At 60.8% G+C, this 18,108-nt stretch carries 12 protein-coding genes; 5 read left to right on the top strand and 7 right to left on the bottom strand.

Annotation, left to right across the window (positions count from 1 at the left end):
• Positions 1 to 4 precede the first annotated feature (4 nt).
• A complete protein-coding gene (locus L6R21_00345) occupies positions 5 to 265 on the bottom strand; it encodes a hypothetical protein (GenBank protein MCK6557622.1) in 261 nt (86 codons plus the stop codon).
• A 345-nt stretch (positions 266 to 610) separates the two neighbouring features.
• On the opposite strand from L6R21_00345, the gene L6R21_00340 reads away from it, so the two are divergent.
• The gene (locus tag L6R21_00340; GenBank protein MCK6557621.1) at positions 611 to 1,504 is read left to right on the top strand and encodes a DUF4384 domain-containing protein; all 894 of its coding nucleotides are present in this window, start codon (positions 611 to 613) and stop codon (positions 1,502 to 1,504) included.
• A 151-nt stretch (positions 1,505 to 1,655) separates the two neighbouring features.
• Here the strand turns inward: L6R21_00340 and L6R21_00335 are convergent, their stop codons facing one another.
• The 5 genes from L6R21_00335 to L6R21_00315 all read right to left on the bottom strand — a co-directional run bounded on the left by L6R21_00335 (position 1,656) and on the right by L6R21_00315 (position 11,940).
• Positions 1,656 to 6,185: a DEAD/DEAH box helicase gene (locus tag L6R21_00335; GenBank protein MCK6557620.1), complete on the bottom strand. Its 4,530-nt coding sequence runs from the start codon at positions 6,183 to 6,185 to the stop codon at positions 1,656 to 1,658.
• Between the two features lie 907 nt (positions 6,186 to 7,092).
• The gene (locus L6R21_00330; GenBank protein MCK6557619.1) at positions 7,093 to 8,166 is read right to left on the bottom strand and encodes a zf-HC2 domain-containing protein; all 1,074 of its coding nucleotides are present in this window, start codon (positions 8,164 to 8,166) and stop codon (positions 7,093 to 7,095) included.
• 374 nt (positions 8,167 to 8,540) lie between these two features.
• A complete protein-coding gene (locus L6R21_00325; GenBank protein MCK6557618.1) occupies positions 8,541 to 9,206 on the bottom strand; it encodes a sigma-70 family RNA polymerase sigma factor in 666 nt (221 codons plus the stop codon).
• Positions 9,207 to 9,677: 471 nt separating this feature from the next.
• The gene (locus L6R21_00320) at positions 9,678 to 10,004 is read right to left on the bottom strand and encodes a hypothetical protein (protein ID MCK6557617.1); all 327 of its coding nucleotides are present in this window, start codon (positions 10,002 to 10,004) and stop codon (positions 9,678 to 9,680) included.
• A gap of 409 nt (positions 10,005 to 10,413) precedes the next feature.
• Complete coding sequence (locus tag L6R21_00315) at positions 10,414 to 11,940, bottom strand: DegQ family serine endoprotease (GenBank protein MCK6557616.1); 1,527 nt, start codon at positions 11,938 to 11,940, stop codon at positions 10,414 to 10,416.
• Between the two features lie 218 nt (positions 11,941 to 12,158).
• On the opposite strand from L6R21_00315, the gene L6R21_00310 reads away from it, so the two are divergent.
• The gene (locus L6R21_00310) at positions 12,159 to 13,130 is read left to right on the top strand and encodes a DUF1722 domain-containing protein (GenBank protein ID MCK6557615.1); all 972 of its coding nucleotides are present in this window, start codon (positions 12,159 to 12,161) and stop codon (positions 13,128 to 13,130) included.
• Here L6R21_00310 and L6R21_00305 read toward each other — a convergent pair.
• On the bottom strand, positions 13,117 to 14,061 hold the full coding sequence (locus tag L6R21_00305; protein ID MCK6557614.1) for a class I SAM-dependent methyltransferase: 945 nt from the start codon (positions 14,059 to 14,061) through the stop codon (positions 13,117 to 13,119). The two genes, L6R21_00310 and L6R21_00305, sit on opposite strands and share 14 nt — an antisense overlap.
• Before the next feature lie 344 nt (positions 14,062 to 14,405).
• On the opposite strand from L6R21_00305, the gene L6R21_00300 reads away from it, so the two are divergent.
• The 3 genes from L6R21_00300 to L6R21_00290 all read left to right on the top strand — a co-directional run bounded on the left by L6R21_00300 (position 14,406) and on the right by L6R21_00290 (position 18,071).
• Complete coding sequence (locus L6R21_00300) at positions 14,406 to 15,377, top strand: aldo/keto reductase (GenBank protein ID MCK6557613.1); 972 nt, start codon at positions 14,406 to 14,408, stop codon at positions 15,375 to 15,377.
• A 417-nt stretch (positions 15,378 to 15,794) separates the two neighbouring features.
• A complete protein-coding gene (locus L6R21_00295) occupies positions 15,795 to 16,754 on the top strand; it encodes a Gfo/Idh/MocA family oxidoreductase (GenBank protein ID MCK6557612.1) in 960 nt (319 codons plus the stop codon).
• Between the two features lie 57 nt (positions 16,755 to 16,811).
• Positions 16,812 to 18,071 carry a DegT/DnrJ/EryC1/StrS family aminotransferase gene (locus L6R21_00290; protein MCK6557611.1) on the top strand — a complete coding sequence of 420 codons (1,260 nt, stop codon included), beginning with the start codon at positions 16,812 to 16,814 and terminating at the stop codon, positions 18,069 to 18,071.
• Positions 18,072 to 18,108 lie beyond the last annotated feature (37 nt).

Below are 18,108 nucleotides of genomic sequence, written 5' to 3'. Positions count from 1 at the left end.
GCGATCAGTCTGCGGAAGGATTTGCTTCTTCAAAGGCGGCGAAAAAGTAGGGAAGTTCCCCAAGATAGTCAATGAAGAAGTTCAACCGCGAGACGAGCGCCACTGGATATTCGCCTGACACATTTGCGTCAAAAACACACAGCCCAGTTGCAACATCGGAGGCCTGCATGCTGTTTGGCAGAAATGACATCGCTTGCCGCTGGCGGTCCGGCAGACAGGCGAGTGACCGATCAGAGCGACAAGCATGCGAGATTGCAAGAATCAACCCCCTCCGCTAATTGCATTCCTCACTGGCATGGCGCTTTCGTTTCCGTCTGCAGAAAGGACACGCTGAAAGCTGGACATGGCAGCACACTGGCACAGGCCTTGCGTAAGATCTGGGCGAATCAATCCGGAGCACTAAATTGGTGCCCGTCCCAAAACACCACCGCCCGGGCGCTTCGTAATGAGTACGAGCGAGTTTTGTTCGACGTGTGCACGCTTCCGAGTCAAGCGCCTGGGCAGTCTCTTCATTTATGAACACAGACAAATTAGGCGGCGGGTTGCACGCGGGGAGCAGCTTGCCGCCCTGCAAGCTTTTTCATTCATGTTCATGGCAGGAGATATTGCGATGAAAAAATTCCTGTTTTCCCTCATCCTGATGGGTGTGCTGGCGTCGGCCGGCCAACGGGCGGAGGCGCATCACCCACCCGCAGCCCGTGTCGAAGTTTGGTCAACTCACACCAGCGGAGGTTGGGGTGATGCCGAAGCGTACTTCGAGGTGTTTTTGCGGGTGAGCGATCGCGGCTACGTCACCGTCTATCAAATCGATCCCTACGGCGGCGTGGAAATCATCTATCCGCTGGCGCATCATCACCAACGGTTGCTTCGCCAGCATCGCGTCTATAGCCTCAGCGATTTGGCCGACGATCTCTGGCTGGATTACGGTGACTGCGCGGGGCAGGCGCAGATCGGCGTGATTCTCACACCGGAACCGGTTTATCTCGCGCCCTGGCTCACCCGCAGTTTCTGCGCAGCGGGATTGACCCTCGGTCCCGCCCGGGTGGTTTACCGGCGTTATGATTTCCCGCGCATCTTTGCGCGGGTGGAAGCGGACATTCGCATTCATCTCGGCCCACGGTGCGCGCCGGCATTCTTTGTCGCGCCCATTGCAGTGCGGCCGCGCATGGTCTATCGCGGCCGGCCCTACCACCACGACCGGCCGGCACCGCTGCCGCCCATGCAAAAACGGGAGCATGATCGGCGCGGCTACTGGACGCCACCGCCCGAGGACCGCGACTGGCGGAGATCACCTGCCGCAGCGCCGCCTGACCGTCACCCGAGAATGGCGCAGCGAGGCGAATCTGGGTTTCCCGCTGACACGCAGGAGAAGTCCCCAAAAGAGTCGCTGCAAAACCGCCGGCAGCCGCGCCGCGAAGTAAAAGCAGCGCCGACGCCCAAAGCGCAAGACGAGCGCGACACGCCCTCCCGCCGGCAATCACGGCGCGCAGCGAAGAGTGATTGAAACGCACAGGCTGCCTGCGCGACTCGGCAATCTCTTTCGATAAACAAACAAGCCGGACTCGTTCTCCAGATTTCTTCATTTCGCCTGAGAAAACGGCGGGAAGACGAGTTCCGGCTTTGGCGTTTTGCGGATTTCTCACCACGGATCGTGATCACGCGTGCTGTGCCGCCGAAGGCCACAGCACCAGTTTCTCGCCTTCAGCTTCAAAGCCGTTTTGCAGGAAAACCTGAGCCAGCTCGCTGGCAGCGGCCGGCGCGCCGTCGATCGCCAGCGTTTCGAGGCGAGGCCGCGGCCGCAAACTCACCGGCAGTTGCAGCCATGCTTTGAGATGTTGAAGCAACGCCGGAGCCATGTCCGCGCGCCATTCGGCGCCGCGCCACAGGCGGCTGGCAAAATTCTCGGCATAGACCACCGGCTGATCCTCACATAACAACAGATGATTCGAAGGAGCGCGTGTTACCGCGATCTTCCCGCCGCTCGCGTCCGTGAAATTCCACTCGACCGCACCGCCAAAGGGCAGCGCCGGGTCAATCGTACTCACCAGCATGGCAGGCAGCGGATTGGCGTGCTTCTCCGTCTGCAATTCCTCCAACAACTCGATGGCCGCGGGCAGCGCGAACTGCACGCCGGACAATCCCTCGATGAAGTAACCGCGGCGGATCTCGCCCTGCCACTCCAGGCGCTTGAGCCAGTGAAAGAGTTGCGGCCAGGGCAACAAGCCGTTTTCACGGCGATACCATTCCTTCACCAAAATGCCATGACGGTACAGCAGCAGCCGCGCCTGGCGTGCTGCGCGCTCGGTGTGCGCACTCTCCTTTCCCAACACGCCAAACGAGCTGGTGAGAAACCAGCGGCCTTCCTGCTGCAGCGGGGCAGCGCGTTCCCGCAGCATTCGGCGAAACCCCGGCTGGGGACGCCGCTGCCGATCGCGCGCCGCCCATGACGGTCGCGGCACCAGCCCAGGCAGAGAGGATCCGGCTTCCGGAGTGGCCGCGGCAGGCTGCAAACACTGCAGGAACGATTGATAGTTGTCGCAGCTCACCAGACCGAGATTGGCCAGCGTGCTCAGCGCATTCTCGATTTGCAGCGAAGACAAGTTGGTGCCGATCAGCAAGTCGCGCTTCAGACTGGCGCCATTCTCCTGCAGAAATTGATGAATCGCCCTGGCGGCCTCGTCCAGGCGCTCGGCGGTTTCGCGCAGCGCCGGCTTGGTGAGAAAAGTGCCGCCTTCGCCGCGGGGAACGAACATCAGGTGGCGGCGGCCTTCGTCACCGGTGCGGCGCGCCACGACGATCAGCTCGCCGCGCGTGATCATTTGTTCGAACGCTTCCAGAGCTGCCGGGAGCTGCTCGCTCCCCAAACGGCTGCGCAGCAGTTCGCGTTCAAACACCTGCAGCGGAAGTTGACAACCGCTGTACCTACTCAGCACTTCCTCGAGCGGCTGGCCCGCGAGGCCGAGCTTGTGCCAGCGCAACAGAAAACGGTAGTAGATTTCCCGGTTGGCCGGCGCCAGCGCAGCGCGGCGCAGGGCTATGGCGCGGCGATAGAGTTCGGCAAAATTATGACGGTCACACCATTGCTCGCCCGCCATTCCAATCACGAGTTGGCCGCGCACGACTTCGCGCTGGTGATGCAACTGAGCCAGGGCTTGCTGCAATAGTTCCGGCGGCAGATGCTGCAACAATCCGAGCGGCAGCGGCTCCGATAGTGCGGCAAGCTCGATGAGCGGCAATGGGCCGCGGCTGCGCAACAGGCGTTGCACCAACACCCGAACGTTGGCAAGCGTGAAAGGATCGTGAAACAGCGGCGCGTCGGTGGCGGCGATCCAACCGGCAAGAGGAGCTGGCAGAGCGATGATGCGCTTCTCCTGCTGCAGCTTCGCCAGCCAGGGTGAAATATCGTCGCGGCTGCGGCGCTGCAGTTCAGCCTCCGGCAGCGGGCCGAGTTTTTCGATGAGGACAAACAGATCCTCTGCCGAGGCTGCTTGCGTCTCCGGCGTCAAGCATTGCCAGCGTGCTTCCAATGCCTTCACCAGCTCGGGGGTGATCAGCGAGGGAATGGTTTCCTGCGCCAGGATTTCCGCGAGCAGTGCGCTGCTCACCTCCGCGGCTTGCGCGGGCGCGCGATTGCGATCGAATTCGTAGAGATTCTCCGAGGTCAGGCGAAACAGCAGGCCTGAGGCCATGGGCGAGGGCCGCGCCGTTTCCGCGATATGCAGCCGGAGCTCCTGCGCCTGCAGGGCGGACAAGACGTGACGCAGCGCAGGCAGATCAAAAATGCCCTGCAGGCAATCACGATAGGTTTCAAGGAGAATGGGAAAGTCCGGGAACTCGCGCACCACCTGCAGCAGATCGGCGGCGCGCAACCGTTGCAGCCAGAGCGGCACGCGCTTGCCGGCGCGCGCGCGCGGCAGCAGCAACGCACGGCTGGCATTGTAGCGAAATTGCGTGGTGAACAGGGCGCTGGTGCTCACGGTTTCCAGCAGGCTTTGTTCGATCACTTCGGGAGGCAATTGCAGGAGTTCGGCGAGCGCGGGCGGCGCGCCGGTATCGGGCAGGCGCAGCACGATGCCGTCGTCGTTGTAGGTGTACTGCACTTCCGCCTGGTGGCGTTTCTCCAGCACGCGGCACAGGGCAATGGCCCAGGCGCCGTTGACGCGGCTGCCGAAGGGCGCGTGCACGATCAAACTGGACTCTTCGGCGTGATCGCGATACCACTCCGCGACGATTTCCCGGTCGTTGGCGATGGCGCCGGTGTAGTCCCGCTGGCGCGCAAAGTAGTCCGCGAGATTGGCGGCAATGGCGGCATCGGTGAAGCCCTGCTGCTGCAGCCACGCCACACTGTCGCCGCGATCGAGGTGCTCGATCAACTCCCGGCGGAACGCGCCGATTTTCAGACTGGTGGCATAATCGCGCAACAGATTTTCGCCGCGCCAGAACGGCGGCCGCGGCCTGACCGCACGCACCGGCGAGACGATGAGGCGATCACGCTCGATGGCATCGATGCGCCACTCGCTGCTGCCCAGGTAGAAGACGTCGTGCACGCGCGATTCGAATACGAATTCTTCCTCCATCTCACCGAGCTTGGTGTTGCTGTCGGCGAGATAGACGGCGTAATAGCCGCGATCGGGAATGGTGCCAGCATTGAGCGTGGCGAGCAGGCGCGCGCCGCGGCGGGCGATCAACCGGTCGTTGATGCGATCCCAGGTGAGGCGGGGCTGCAATGCGCGCAACGGTGCTTCGGCGTAGCGGCCGGCGAGCATCTCGAGCACGGTGTCGAACATCGCCAGCGAGAGTTGGCGATAGCAATAGCTGTGGCACACCAGGCGGTAGAGTTCCAGCCGCGACCAATCGCGCATCGCCACTTCGGCGACGAGCTGCTGGCTGAGCACGTCCAGGCAATTCTCGGGGATCACGGTCTCTTCGATGTCACCGGCGTGCATGCAGCGGGCGAGGGTGACGGCATCATCCAGATCCGCGGGATACAACGGCAGCAGCCGGCCCTTGCTGGTCGCGTGCAGCAAGTGGCCGCTGCGGCCGACGCGCTGCAATGCCGCCGCCACCGTGCGCGGCGATTCGAGCTGCACGACCAAATCGATGCTGCCGATATCGATGCCGAGTTCGAGCGAGGCGGTGGCAATGACCGCCGGAATGTCGCCTGCCTTCAGCCGCGCTTCGATCTCATAGCGGCGCTCGCGCGCCAGGCTGCCGTGATGCGCGAGCGCGAGCTCGGCCTCGGGATCGCCGGTGGCGTCGCGGTGTTTTTCATTCAGCAAGCGGGCGACGCGCTCGGTCTGGCCGCGCATGTTCACGAACACCAGCGTGGTGCGGTGGGCATGAATCAACTCGTAGAGTTTGTCGATCACCGCGTACCAGACGGTGGCGTCGGGCAGGTCGCCGAAATCCGGCACCGGCGAGATCACCTGCAGGTCCATTTCCTTGCGCTGGCCGCAATCCACGATCGTGACCGGACGCGGCTGCGGGCGGTCTTCTCCCGGCCGGAACACCTGCCCGCCGAGAAAGGCGGCGATGCGCTCCAGCGGCCTTTGCGTGGCGGAAAGACCGATGCGCACCGGCTCTGCCGTGCACAGTGGCATCAGGCGCTCGAGCGACAGGCTGAGATGGACGCCGCGTTTGTTGCTGCTGACGGCGTGAATTTCATCAACGATGAGATAACGCAAGCCGCGAAACAATTCCCGACCCGCCCGCGAAGTCAACAGCAGATAAAGCGATTCCGGCGTGGTGATGAGCAGATGCGGCGGCCGCCGGAGCATGGCTTGGCGTTCGCCCGCGGGCGTATCGCCGGTGCGCACCAGCGCGCGAATCGCGGGCGGCGTGAGGCCGCTGGCCCGGCCGGCCTCCTGGATGCCATGCAACGGCTGCTGCAAATTGCGGTGAATGTCGTTGTTCAGCGCCTTGAGCGGCGAAACATAGAGAGTGTGAATGCCTTCAGCGTTGCGCCCGAATGCTTTGGGCGGTTGTTGCAGGCCGCGGCGAAAGAGATCATCGAGGCACCACAAAAACGCGGCGAGCGTCTTGCCCGAGCCGGTGGGCGCGAGAATGAGCGTATGGCGGCCGGCAGCAATCACCGGCCAGCCCTGCGCCTGTGGCGGACTCGGCGCGCCGAAGTTGTCACTGAACCAGTTCGCAATGACGGGATGAAACGGGAGATCTGACAGCATAGGCGAGGTTGCAAATTGAGGTTGAATGAGCTTGACAATGTTAAATGGCAGATTTCTCCACGCAATTGGCCGCAGTCAATATAACCTCCCTTTCGGATCGAAAGCAAGCTGGGTTTGACACGCGGCTTGGCAAGCGGGACGGCGGCACTATCGCCGCCGGGGTTGTTTGGGAGGGCAATTATTCGTTAATTGGCCCCGGCAAACACATTTCAGCCCGCCGGTGAGACCTGCCGGCGAGTTGCAGCACAGGCCGGGGCAATAGCCAATCAGCAGCCAATCGCAACCGATCGGGAGTGAGTTATGCAATGCTATTCTTGTGGGAAGGAGATTTCACTGGAGGGAAAACCGGGCCGGCGGGACACCTGTCCGAAATGCGCAGCCTATTTGCATTGCTGCCGCAACTGCCGCTTCTATGATGTCAACGCCCACCATCAGTGCCGCGAGCCACAGGCCGAATGGGTGCAGGACAAGGAGATGGGAAACTTTTGTGATTATTTCGAGGCGGCCGCCAAGTCACGCCAACCGGGAGCTGACCGCGCCGCCGAAGCCAGAAAGAAGTTGGATCAACTGTTCAAAAAGTAGCCTGCTGGCCGGAACCTTATACTTGCCCCCATGAACGAGAAAGCCATTCTGCACTCGTTCTGGCAAAATGGCTTCTCGTTCACGGCATAAGCACCGCTCCTGGCACTTCCTTGAGCCACCCTTGCGGGCGATCATTATGAACAGAAGAACGGGACGAGACCACAGGTGTAGCCCGTCCCGTACCCCCATTCCCCCACACCCCATCGTCTCGTGTGGTGACGATGTCATTCTTTCATCTGGGAGAGGTTCGAGAACTTCATCGCCGTACACCACGATAAGACCCGGGAAAGGCGGGAGCACTCACAACTCTCTCAGAAAAAATTCATCATCTTGAATTTTCCTGTGCACGCTCCGCTGCTCGCCGTCGCCAAGCCGGGTCATCTTGCACTTGCTGATAGCGCTGCCATGCGCGCTGCGCTTCCACCCGGCGGCCAAGCTTCTGCAGCAGCACCGCCAGGTTGTAATGGGCCGCAGCCAACGTCGCATCGCTCGCCAGAGCTTGATTGAAATACTCCAGTGCCAGCGTGGTATCGCCCGCGGCCTCGGCCACAACCCCCAAGTCATTCCAAAGCCCGGCTTCGTTGCGTGAGCTATCCAGCAATTCAGCCAACCCTTGCCGGGCGGTGGCGAAATCGCCATTGAAGTAGGAAAGCAGGGCTTGACCGCGTTTGGCAATTGGGTTGTTTTGGTTCCACCACAGGCTCTTTTGCAGCAACCGCGCAACTGCGGCATCTTCTTCCGCGGAATCTCCGCTGCGCGGCGCCAGTTCTGCCGGCAGGAAATCGCCCGCAAACCGCAATTCTCCCCGCCGGATTTCGTGGTGCTCCGCCAGCCGCTTCATCCCCGCCTGTGCCGAATAATTGCTGCGCCAGACGATCAACTTGGGGCCCGCCGTCAAGGTTAGCAACAAAACAGCGACTGCCGCCACCGCCATCTGATGCGGCCTGAAGTCCATCTGCCGCCAGCGAGCTTTGAGAGTAATCCAGAGAGCGGATTGTCCAGGCGCCTGCGCTGGAATTCCCGTGAGTTCACTGCTTGCAGCAGCGCTCTCGTGTTTTGATCCTTCTGCCGGTCCGACAACCCTCTCACTGTGGCTGTCGGATTGCAGGGCCGGTTCCACGGATTCTTCACCGCTGACAGCGGTGGTGGATTCCGCCCGCATCATTTCCGCCAGTACATGGCGGCACGAATCACAACCGGCCAAATGTTGTTCCACCCTGCGTTTCTTGAGGAAGGGCAGCAAACCGGAAAAGTACAGTGCCAGCGTTTCCACCTCCGGGCAGCGGTCGGCAACTTTTCGTTCACCTTTCTGATAGTTCTGCAGCGCGATGACTTCGAGATGCGCGGCAAGTTCATCCAGTCGGCGGCATTTCTCACACGCGGTGAGATGCTCGGCCATGGCCTTTGCTTTCTGACCATCAAGCATCCTGCGACGCCGAGCGAGCCAAGCAACTAAATCAAAGTGCTCATCCACACCCAATCTCCCATTCGGAAAGTACGACATGCTATAGTTTGAGTGATATCATTCCTCCCAGCTCCAGGCAGGAGCCCAAGAATCGTCGCGCGCCGGCCTGGCTGCCTCGCTCTGAGAGGAACAGGAATGGAAGGATGGCTGTGCCCGCCCGGACTGCGGCACAGCCATGACTCAGCGATCGGTCAATCTCTGGAATTCGAAACTGCTCATTTGGGAAGTTAGGCGCTCGATCGTTCGCCTTTAAAGACACCAAAACCCCAAGTTCTATCACAAAAAAAGTTGGAGCGGCAAATCGAATGTCACACCCAGTCAACAAAATGCGACAGCCGCTGCCGCACGCGGCTAATCGCGACCTCCACCGCATGCGCTGTCATGCCGATTCCCTGGTTGGTGGCAATCTCCTCGACACTGAGACCGTCAAAGAAGTAGAGCTGAAACAGGAGCTTGTCGCGCGCTTTGTTGGGACCACGCAAGGCCAAATCCAGGCAGTAGTTGATTTGATCGTACAATTCCATCATGCGAATGCCTTCGTCGGTCGTCGACTGGTGATCGCCAGTGGTCCGGCCTTGGTTCAACTGCCGCTCGCGGTCAAAATCGGTGCGGGCATCGAGCGAATGGTCGATGGGAGGGCGCTTTCCCGCGTTCTTGTTGCGCAAGTGATTGAGCGTGATGTGCGTGGCGATGACGCGCAGGTAACAAAACCAGGACACTTCAGTGGTACCCTTGAACACCTGAAAGGCGCGGCAATTATGCTGCAGCAGCCGCAGGTAGATATCCTGCACAATGTCTTCCACGGCTGCCGGCAATGCGCCGGCATGGTGCTGGTTATGGCGTTGCAGCGTCCGAACAACACTGTGCCGGATGGCCCCCTCATAGCGTCTTTTGAATTCGCGCCAGAGTGCCTCGTTATGGGGATCATGGGCACACCTTCGCACCAGATCAAGATCGGATGAATCGGTGAACAAGAGAGCCATCCCAAGGAAAATGGCCATCCCAGCCGCAGCCGGATTCCAGCAGAGGATGACGATGACAAGAACGCAAAGCAGCAGGTGATGGTATGATACCGCCTCAGCGCGCGGGCGGGAAGGCGATTGCCGGAGGCGGCGAAGTCCGGCAACCAGGCATTCAAAGGCGTTCAAGAGTTCCTCCTTGAGCAAAACACATGTCTGCCAACCCGGAGTTATGCGAGATCGCACTTTCGTCGATCTCAACCGCGCGAACCTGGGATCAGGATAATAGATCTTTTACAAATTTCAAGCACGAATCCCGAAATTTACCGGCTTCATCGTGGCGACGAAGTTTTACGCCGTTCAGGACGCCGGCGGCAACCAACAGCAGCAAAAGAAAACCCCGCCAGTCTTCGCGGGCTGTTCTGCCAGCGATGACAAGCGGGGTTGTTCACATTGGTGAAGGGAATGACCATGCGGCGCCAGCGCTCACACGTACACGTCGTGCGGATAGTAGCGCTTGTAGATGAGATTTGAAAGGGAAGCGGCCTCCTTGAGGTAAGGATTGATTTGATGCTTGCGGAAATGCCGCCGGATCAACCGATGCGCCTGCGGCCAGTCGGATGCCGAGTCCAACTCGAGCATGAGCTGATCATAGGCCGCCGGGTCGCCGCCGAATACCTGCTTCACAAAGCGTTGCCGTTGTTGGGGTGAAATCAGTTGTGCCAGGCTCGTCATTGTTCCAGAATGTGATTCGTTGAGATCGGACGTTCGCACGACAAAATTGTCCGCCTCAGCAATTCTTCGCATCAGCATGCGGTGCTCCTTTCACGGGAAGCAAAAGAGAAAGACGATCATCCCTGGAACGATTTGGTTGACTACTCCTGCTTGAATAATCAAGAAAGCGGTGGTTTGAGAATTGCAGAGTAAGGTGGTCTCACAGCGCACTGCTGGACACGTTGCCTGATTTCATTGCCTGGACGATCCGGCCAGATGTAACACACTGGCCGAGCCTTCCTACCCCGGGACAAGCTTACGACAGAGGCGAAGACGGTGGAGACGGTTTGGGGATTTTTTGGTACCAAGCCTTTTCATATCATACTCCCCCACTGGCGGACAAGGGCCAAGCGGGAATTCAATGCCGCACAAGACGCCGGACCCGCTGGTGCAGGCGGGTCCGGCGTACTGGAATCACATATCAAAACACACGCTGCAGGCAAGGGGATCACAATTCAAACGCCAGGAACTGCGTACCGGCATCCCGTGCGATTTGCAGAAGCACGGTGTCGCCTTTTTTGGCATCGCTTAACACCTCCTGAAATTCCGTCACATTTTGCACGGCGCGGCGATTGGCTTTAAGGATGAGATCACCCTCGCGCAGGCCGGCGCGGTAGGCTGAACTGCCGGCAGCGATGTCCGTCACCACCACTCCGCGGCGGCGGTTGTCGAGGTTGTAGCGCTCCGCCAGACGACTGTTGAGGGTTTCGACCGTGAAGCCCAGCAATTCCTCTTGTGAGCGCGTGCTGCCACGCTCGCCCAAATTCGCGGGCTGTTCGCCCAACGTCACCGTTACTTCCCGCATGCGATTGTCACGCCGCACACTCAGCGTCACCTGTGTGCCGGGCGCCAGCGCCGCGATGTCCGCGCTCAGTTGGCTGTTGTCCTTCACCTTGCGGCCGTTCAGAGCGAGAATGACGTCTTCGGGCCGCAAACCCGCCCGCTCGGCCGGGCTGCCTTCCACCACTTCGCTGACGATCACGCCCTCCGGCTTGTCCAAATTCAGGCCTTTGGCCAGCGCTTCATCCACGCTTTGAATGCTGACGCCCAGCCAGCCGCGGATCACCTTGCCGTGCTGGATCAGCGATTCCATCACGCTGCGCGCCATGTTGATCGGTACCGCGAAACCAATCCCTTGAAAGCCTCCGCTGCGCGAGGCGATCGCGGTGTTGATGCCGACCAACTCGCCGTCGAGGTTGATCAGCGCGCCGCCGGAATTGCCCGGATTGATCGCAGCATCGGTCTGAATGAAATCCTCGTATTGCGCCAGCCCAACGTTGGAACGGCCCTTGGCGCTCACAATGCCCTGCGTGACCGTACTGGCGAGATTGGCGCTCAGCGGGCTGCCGATCGCGAGCACCCATTCACCGACGCGCAGCTTCTCGCTGTCGCCCAGGCGGATGGCGGGCAGATTCTTCGCATTCACTCGCAGCACGGCAATGTCGGTCTTGGGATCGGCGCCGATCACTTTCGCCGGCAGGGTGCGGCCGTCAATCGTGCGGATGTTGATGCTGTCGGCCTCGGCAATGACATGGTTGTTGGTCAGGACATAGCCGTCCGCACCCACGATCACGCCCGAGCCCAAACCCTGCTGGCGAAACTGCTGCTCGGGCGCATTGCGTTCGCGGCGCCGGCCGCCGAAGGGCGAATTTTCACCAAAGAAATCGCCAAAGGGATCAAAGAAGAAGGGCGCAGCAAACGGGCTTTGCCCGCGCAAACGGTACACCTTTTCGGTAAACACGGTGACCACGGTGGGATTCACGGTGGCGGCGATATCGACGAACGCGTTGTTCAAATCGCGCAATGAGGTGATGACCTTATCGCGCGCGGGCGGCACGGTCGCCCGCCCGGCCGGTGCTTCGGTGCTGGAGGCTCGGGCCTGCGGCCCTTCGTGGAAGTTGGAAAAAGCCAGGCTGCCGATCACGATCCCGATGAATAAGAAAATCAGACTCGAGTATCTTCGTGATTTGCTCATGAGAAACTCTCCTTGCCTTAAAGTCACTGCGTGAAGATCAAGGTGAAAGCCCCGCCGGCATTCCGGTGGTGGCAAATGCAGGTGATTAGACTGCCGGCCTCGCCAAAATGCCTTAACCCGCTGCGGAATTTTCACGGCGCCGGCGCTTGCGCCGCTGGTATTTTTTTGTTTACTTGCGGCGCAATTCATCCCGCATCGATCTTTGCCGGAGGCCGACCATGAGTACCGCAGCCGCAACCAACACTGAAAAGATTCGCCTGGGCATCAGTTCCTGCCTGTTGGGGGAAAACGTGCGCTTCGACGGCGGACACAAGAAAGATCAATACATCACCAAGACCCTGGCGCAATTCTTCGAATGGGTGCCGGTGTGCCCGGAGATGGAAATCGGGCTGGGCGCGCCGCGCGAAGCGCTGCACCTACTCGGCCGGCCGGAAGCGCCCCGCCTGGTGACCACGAAAACCGAACGCGATTACACCGAAACCATGCTGGCCTATGCCCGCGCCAAAGTTGCGCAGTTGGAGAAACTCGGGCTGCACGGTTATCTGCTCAAGAAGGATTCGCCCACCTGCGGCATGGAGCGGGTGAAGGTTTACGATGACAATCATGTTCCCACCAAGACCGGCGTGGGCTTGTTTGCGCGCGCATTGCTGGAGAAGATGACCATTCTGCCCGTGGAAGAGGAAGGCCGGTTGAGTGATCCCCGCCTGCGCGAAAACTTCATCGTGCGCGTGTTTTGCCACTTCCGCTGGCAGCAGTTGCAGCAACAGCCGCTGCGCGTCAGCGCGCTGGTGCGGTTTCACGCGCAGCACAAGTATTTGCTCATGGCCCACAGCCCGAAATACCTGAGCGAGCTTGGGCGCCTGGTGGCGGGCGCCAAAGCGCTCACGCCCAAGGGACTGCTGGCCCGCTATACCGAGCTTTTCTTCGCCGCGTTGCGGCGGCCGGCCTCACCGAAGAAACACACCAACGTGCTGCAGCATCTCACCAGCTATCTGAAGAAGCAACTCGACGAGCGCGACAAGCAGGAGCTGCATGCCACCATCACCGATTATCATGCCGGGCTGCTGCCGCTCATCGTGCCGCTCACGTTGCTCCGGCATTACGTGCGCAAATTCGATCTCGCCTACCTGCAGGATCAAATCTATCTCAATCCTCATCCCAAAGAATTGATGCTGCTCAATCACGTTTGACCTGAAACCAGCCGACTTTGAGATAGTCATCTCCCGCGAAGTCCGCGCTGATGCCAATCTCCCGCTGCAGGGTGAAGGCGGCCGCGAACAGGCTGAAGAACTTCGGCGGTGAAATGCCGCGATAGTTCGTGCACGCCAGCAAATGGCCGCCTCTGCGCAGAACACGGCGAAACTCCGGCATCATGCCGGCAAAGCCCTTGGCCACGGTGAAACGGTTGCCGGACTTTTGCGTGGCATAGGTCGGCGGATCGCAAATGATCACATCGAATGATCCGTCTTTCTGCTTGCGCAGAAAACGAACCGCCTCCTCCCGGCGCTGGCGCACCATGCTGACCTGATTGAGCGCCTGATTCTCCCGCGCCCACTGCAGCCACTTGACGCTGGTATCGACTTCGATGACGCGGCCGGCGCCGGCACGCGCTGCCGCAATCGAAAAACCGCCGGTGTAGGAGAACAAATTCAGCACCTCCGCGCCCGGCGTCAGAAGTTGCTTCAGCTCCTGCCGCGCCTGCTTGATATCGAGAAACAATCCCGTGCTGTGGCCTTCTTCAAACGACACGGCGAATTGCAGATCGTATTCCCGAATCGCGAAGCGTGCCGGCGGTGCCGAGCCGAACAACAACGTGGGGCGAAGGCTGCCGGCCTCCGGCTCCGCCGTGGCATGCGAGAGATTGTCGGGCCGGAAGCGGGCCAGCGCGGCCTTCACCGGCACCGCTGCGTCAGCCAGGCCCTCGGCCACCGCAAGTGCCAGGCCGGCGAGTTTTTGTTCCGGGAAATCCGCATAATGAATCAACAACAGATAGCCGCCATAGTAGTCGATGGTCAAGCCCTGGCCCAGTTCATGATGGCAGAGGCGAAAGGCCGTGCAGGCCTCGAAAAACGGGCGGCGCAGCGCGATCATGGCCGCGATCGCGGAGGTAAGTGGGGTCATGGTCAGGTCAAATGCTATTTCGAATCAAACCAACGATCACATAACCTGGGCGCAGCCAGGATCGGAATGGATTCTCCCTCAAAAGGTAATGCCATTGAGCCATCAGTCTCCCGGCGCTCGTTGCGTGTTGCGCAATAGTGCGGGTTGTGGCGCACAAAATCAAGCAGGAAGTCGAAACCACGCCGGCGGCGAGAAAGCGCCGGCAGCGTGCGTCGGCGAAATGGCGCTTGCTATTCTCGCGCGCCCTTTTTATCATTTTGGCCAGATCAAACCCGGGCATGACGCCCCAGCCGCGGCCACACGCTGGGGCATTCTCGTTTATGGAGCTCACCGCGGGAGCCTTGATGAAGCAAGTCGCCTTCGGCAAAACCGGCATGCAGGTATCGGAGATGTGCCTCGGCACGATGATGTTCGGTGATCGCTGCAGCGAGGCGGAAGCCGACCGCATTCTCAGCCATGGTCTCGAACAAGGCGTCAACTTTCTCGACACCGCGGCCATGTATTGCGACGGCCGCACCGAGGAAATGCTCGGCCGCCTGTTGCGGGGCCGGCGCCACCAATTCGTGCTGGCCTCCAAAGTGCACAAGGGCTTCGATGCAGAGGCGATCGTCACCAGCATCGAAGAGAGCCTGCGCCGTCTGCAAACCAACTATCTCGACTTGTATCTCATTCACTGGCCCAAGCCCGGCATGCATCTGGAAGAAGTGATGCGCGCGCTGGATCAGGTGAGCCGGCAGGGCAAGGCGCGTTGCGTGGGATGCTGCAATTACCCGGCCTACATGTTCGTGATGTCGAATGCCGTGGCGACCCAAGAGGGCCGGCTGCCGTTAACCTGCCTGCAGATTCCCTACAACTTGATCGAGCGCGGCGCCGAGGTGGAAGTGTTGCCCATGGCGCACGCGCTGGGTGTGGCGGTCATGGCTTATCGCCCGCTGGCCATGGGTTTGCTGGCCGGCCGTTATTCCACTGCGGAAGAACTGCCGGCAGATTCGCGGGCAATCACCGATGAGCGCATCGGCCGTTGGCTGGCGGCATACAGCGAGGACCTGGCCCGCCTTTCCGACTATGCGCGGCAGAACAACTTGAGCATGAGTGATGTGGCCCTGGCCTGGCTGCGGGCCTCGCCGGCCGTCACCTGCCCGGTGGTGGGCGTCAGCACGCTGGTGCAATTGCAGGCGTGCCTTTCAGGATTCGCCGTGGAACTGGAGCCGCAGGAGCGCGAGGTGATTGGCAATCTGCTCAGAACGGAAGTCAAGGAAGAGGCCGGCGGCGCCTACAAGGCGCTGCGCCGCAATCTCACGCTCGTGTCGGTGTGAGGGCGCGCGGCGGCGATCAGCGTGACAAGGCTGAATCAAATGTGTTGAGGCCAGGCAACTCACTGTCTCCCGTTCCCGCTCTTGAGAGCAGGAAGAAAGCGAGTCAGAAGATTGCCTGCAACTCCCCTCTTTTGACAAGGAGAGGGGAAGCTGGCTCCGGCAAAGTGAAATTTTTGCATCAAAAGCAAAGAAGCATTTCCAACTGATACCAATCTCTTCCATCGATTGGGTTGCTTCTCTCAGTTGGCGATCTTCTTTGAGTTGAAACTTGTTCGTGTTGTGGAGAGAATTTTCTCACTCACCCTTGTCACGTTGGTGTCCCTCCGAAATCGCGGTCGGACGCGAACGATCCTGTTGGCGGTATTTGATTTTGCTCTTTGGGGTGGCTGTGAACCGGTTTTTTTGACAGCACCAACGATGCCAGACACGAAACCTCTCCGCTTCGGCTTTATCGGAGCGGGGCGCATCGCGCGCGTGCATGCCCAGGTATTGCGCGAACTGGGCGGCACCGAGATGGTGGCGTGGTCGGCGGGCCACTGGCACAACGCGGAAAAGGCGGCGGCGGAGTTTGGCGGGCAAGCGATGATGACCCACGACCTGCTCAAACATCCCGGCCTCGATGTGGTTTTGGTCTCCAGTCCGACGGCGTTGCACCACGAGCATGTCCTCGCCGCGCTCGCTGCGGGCAGGCACGTCTTTTGTGAAAAGCCCATGGCGCGCACCGAATCGCAGGCGCAGGCCATGCTCACCGCCGCCCGCCAGTCGACCGGCCGCCTCTACATTGGCCACACGCTGCGGTTCTTTCCACGTTACGCCCGGGCGCGCGAACTGCTGCGCGCCGGTGTCATCGGCACGCTGCGCAAAGTTGCCTGTCGCCGCTTGAACGCCGCGACTGCCGAAGAACGCGGCTCATGGTTCCACGATTTCGAGCAGAGCGGCGGCTGCGTGCTCGACTTGATGATTCATGATTTCGACTTTTTGCAGTGGTGCCTGGGCAAGGCCACGCGCGTGGAGGCGGAAACCGTGCCCAGCAAGGATCCCGAGGGCTGGCAGCACGCGATCGTGCATTTGTATTTCAAAGGCGGCGCGCGCGCGGAAGTCGAAGGCAGTTGGCTGCACCACCGCAACGAACGGTCGCTGCTCTTCGAAGGCGCGCTGGGCCGCATCGCGATCGATCCCGATGACGGCCTGTTGCACGTGGAAAGCAGCCGCGGCCGCGAAGTGGTTGCCGTGCCGGCGGTGGACGGCTATCGCGCACAGATGAGCCAGTTTCTCAATCACGTGCGCCGCGGTACGCCCCTGCTGGTAACGCCGGAAGACAGTCTCAGTGCGTTGACCATCGCCCTGACCGCCCTGCGCAAACTCGGCAAAGAATGAGGCCGCCAACCGGCGCCTCGTTCATCTCCTCTTCACCTCTTATCTTTGATTCTCTCTATGCCTCATCTCGCCCTGCTCGGCGGCACGCCGACCCGAACCAAACCGTTTCCAAAATGGCCGCTCCTGCGGCCCGAACATGCAGCCGCGCTGCACCAGGCGTGGGAAAGCGGCGCGTGGGGAATTCGCAGCCCGCACGTGGCGGAATTCGAAAAACGCTTTGCGGAATTCCAGCAGGCCAAGTACGCCCTGGCGATGTGTAACGGCACCGCCAGCCTGTGGGTGGCGCTCAAAGCCTGCGGCGTCAAAGCGGGCGATGAAGTCATCATTCCGCCCTACACTTTCATTGCCACGGCCTCCTCGGTGTTGATGGCCAATGCCGTTCCGGTTTTTGTCGATATCGATCCCGACACTTACAACCTCGATCCCCAACTCGTCGAGGCGGCGATCACGCCGCGCACACGCGCGCTCATGCCGGTGCATATTGCCGGCCAGCCTGCTGATCTCGACGCCCTCACTGCGATTGCGGCCCGGCACGGCTTGCAAGTGATCGAAGACGCGGCGCAGGCGCACGGCGCGGAGTGGAAAGGCCGGCGGGTCGGCGCGCTCGGTGAGGTCGGCTCCTTCTCCTTTCAATCTTCCAAGAACATGACTGCCGGCGAAGGCGGCGCGCTGGTGTCGGATTCAAAAGAGCTGATGGATTTGTGCTTCTCCTACTACAATTGCGGCCGCGTGCGTGACGGCGCCTGGTATGAGCATCGCGTGCTCGGCTCCAACATGCGCATGACCGCCTGGTCCGCCGCCGTGCTGCAGGCGCAATTTGCCACCATCGAGCAGGACATGCGGGTGCGCGATCGCAACGCGCTCTATCTCGATCGGCGGCTGTGCGAAATTCCCGGCATCCGGCCGCTGCTGGTTCATCCGCACGTCACGCGGCACGCCCGCCATTTGTACATCTTTCGTTATGACGCCGAGGCGTTCAACCATCTGCCGCGCGAAAAATTCCTGCAGGCGCTGCAGGCCGAGGGCATTCCCGCCTACAAAGGCTATGCGCCGCTCTATCGCGAGCCGCTGTTCGCGCTGGATCCGCGGGAATATCCCTGGATCGCAGACCGTGACTACGCGGGGCTGCATCTGCCGGTGTGTGAGCATGCCTGCAATGAGGAGGCCGTCTGGCTGGCGCAAAGCGTTTTGCTCGGCACCGAAGCGGACATGGAAGACATTGTGCGCGCGGTGGCCAAGATTCACCAAAACGTTGCAGAACTGGGTACGCCGCAGCATCCCTCCGAGGCCGAAGCCACGGCAGAGGCCGGCGCCTGAGCAGATGCCTAGCTTGCAGCAGAAAAACGCCGTGGCG

It is taken from the genome of bacterium, from assembly GCA_023150945.1.
Taxonomy (GTDB): Bacteria; Zhuqueibacterota; Zhuqueibacteria; order Zhuqueibacterales; family Zhuqueibacteraceae; genus Coneutiohabitans.
The sequence above is the reverse complement of the archived record's forward strand: the minus strand, read 5'-3'. Positions and strand labels throughout refer to the sequence as shown.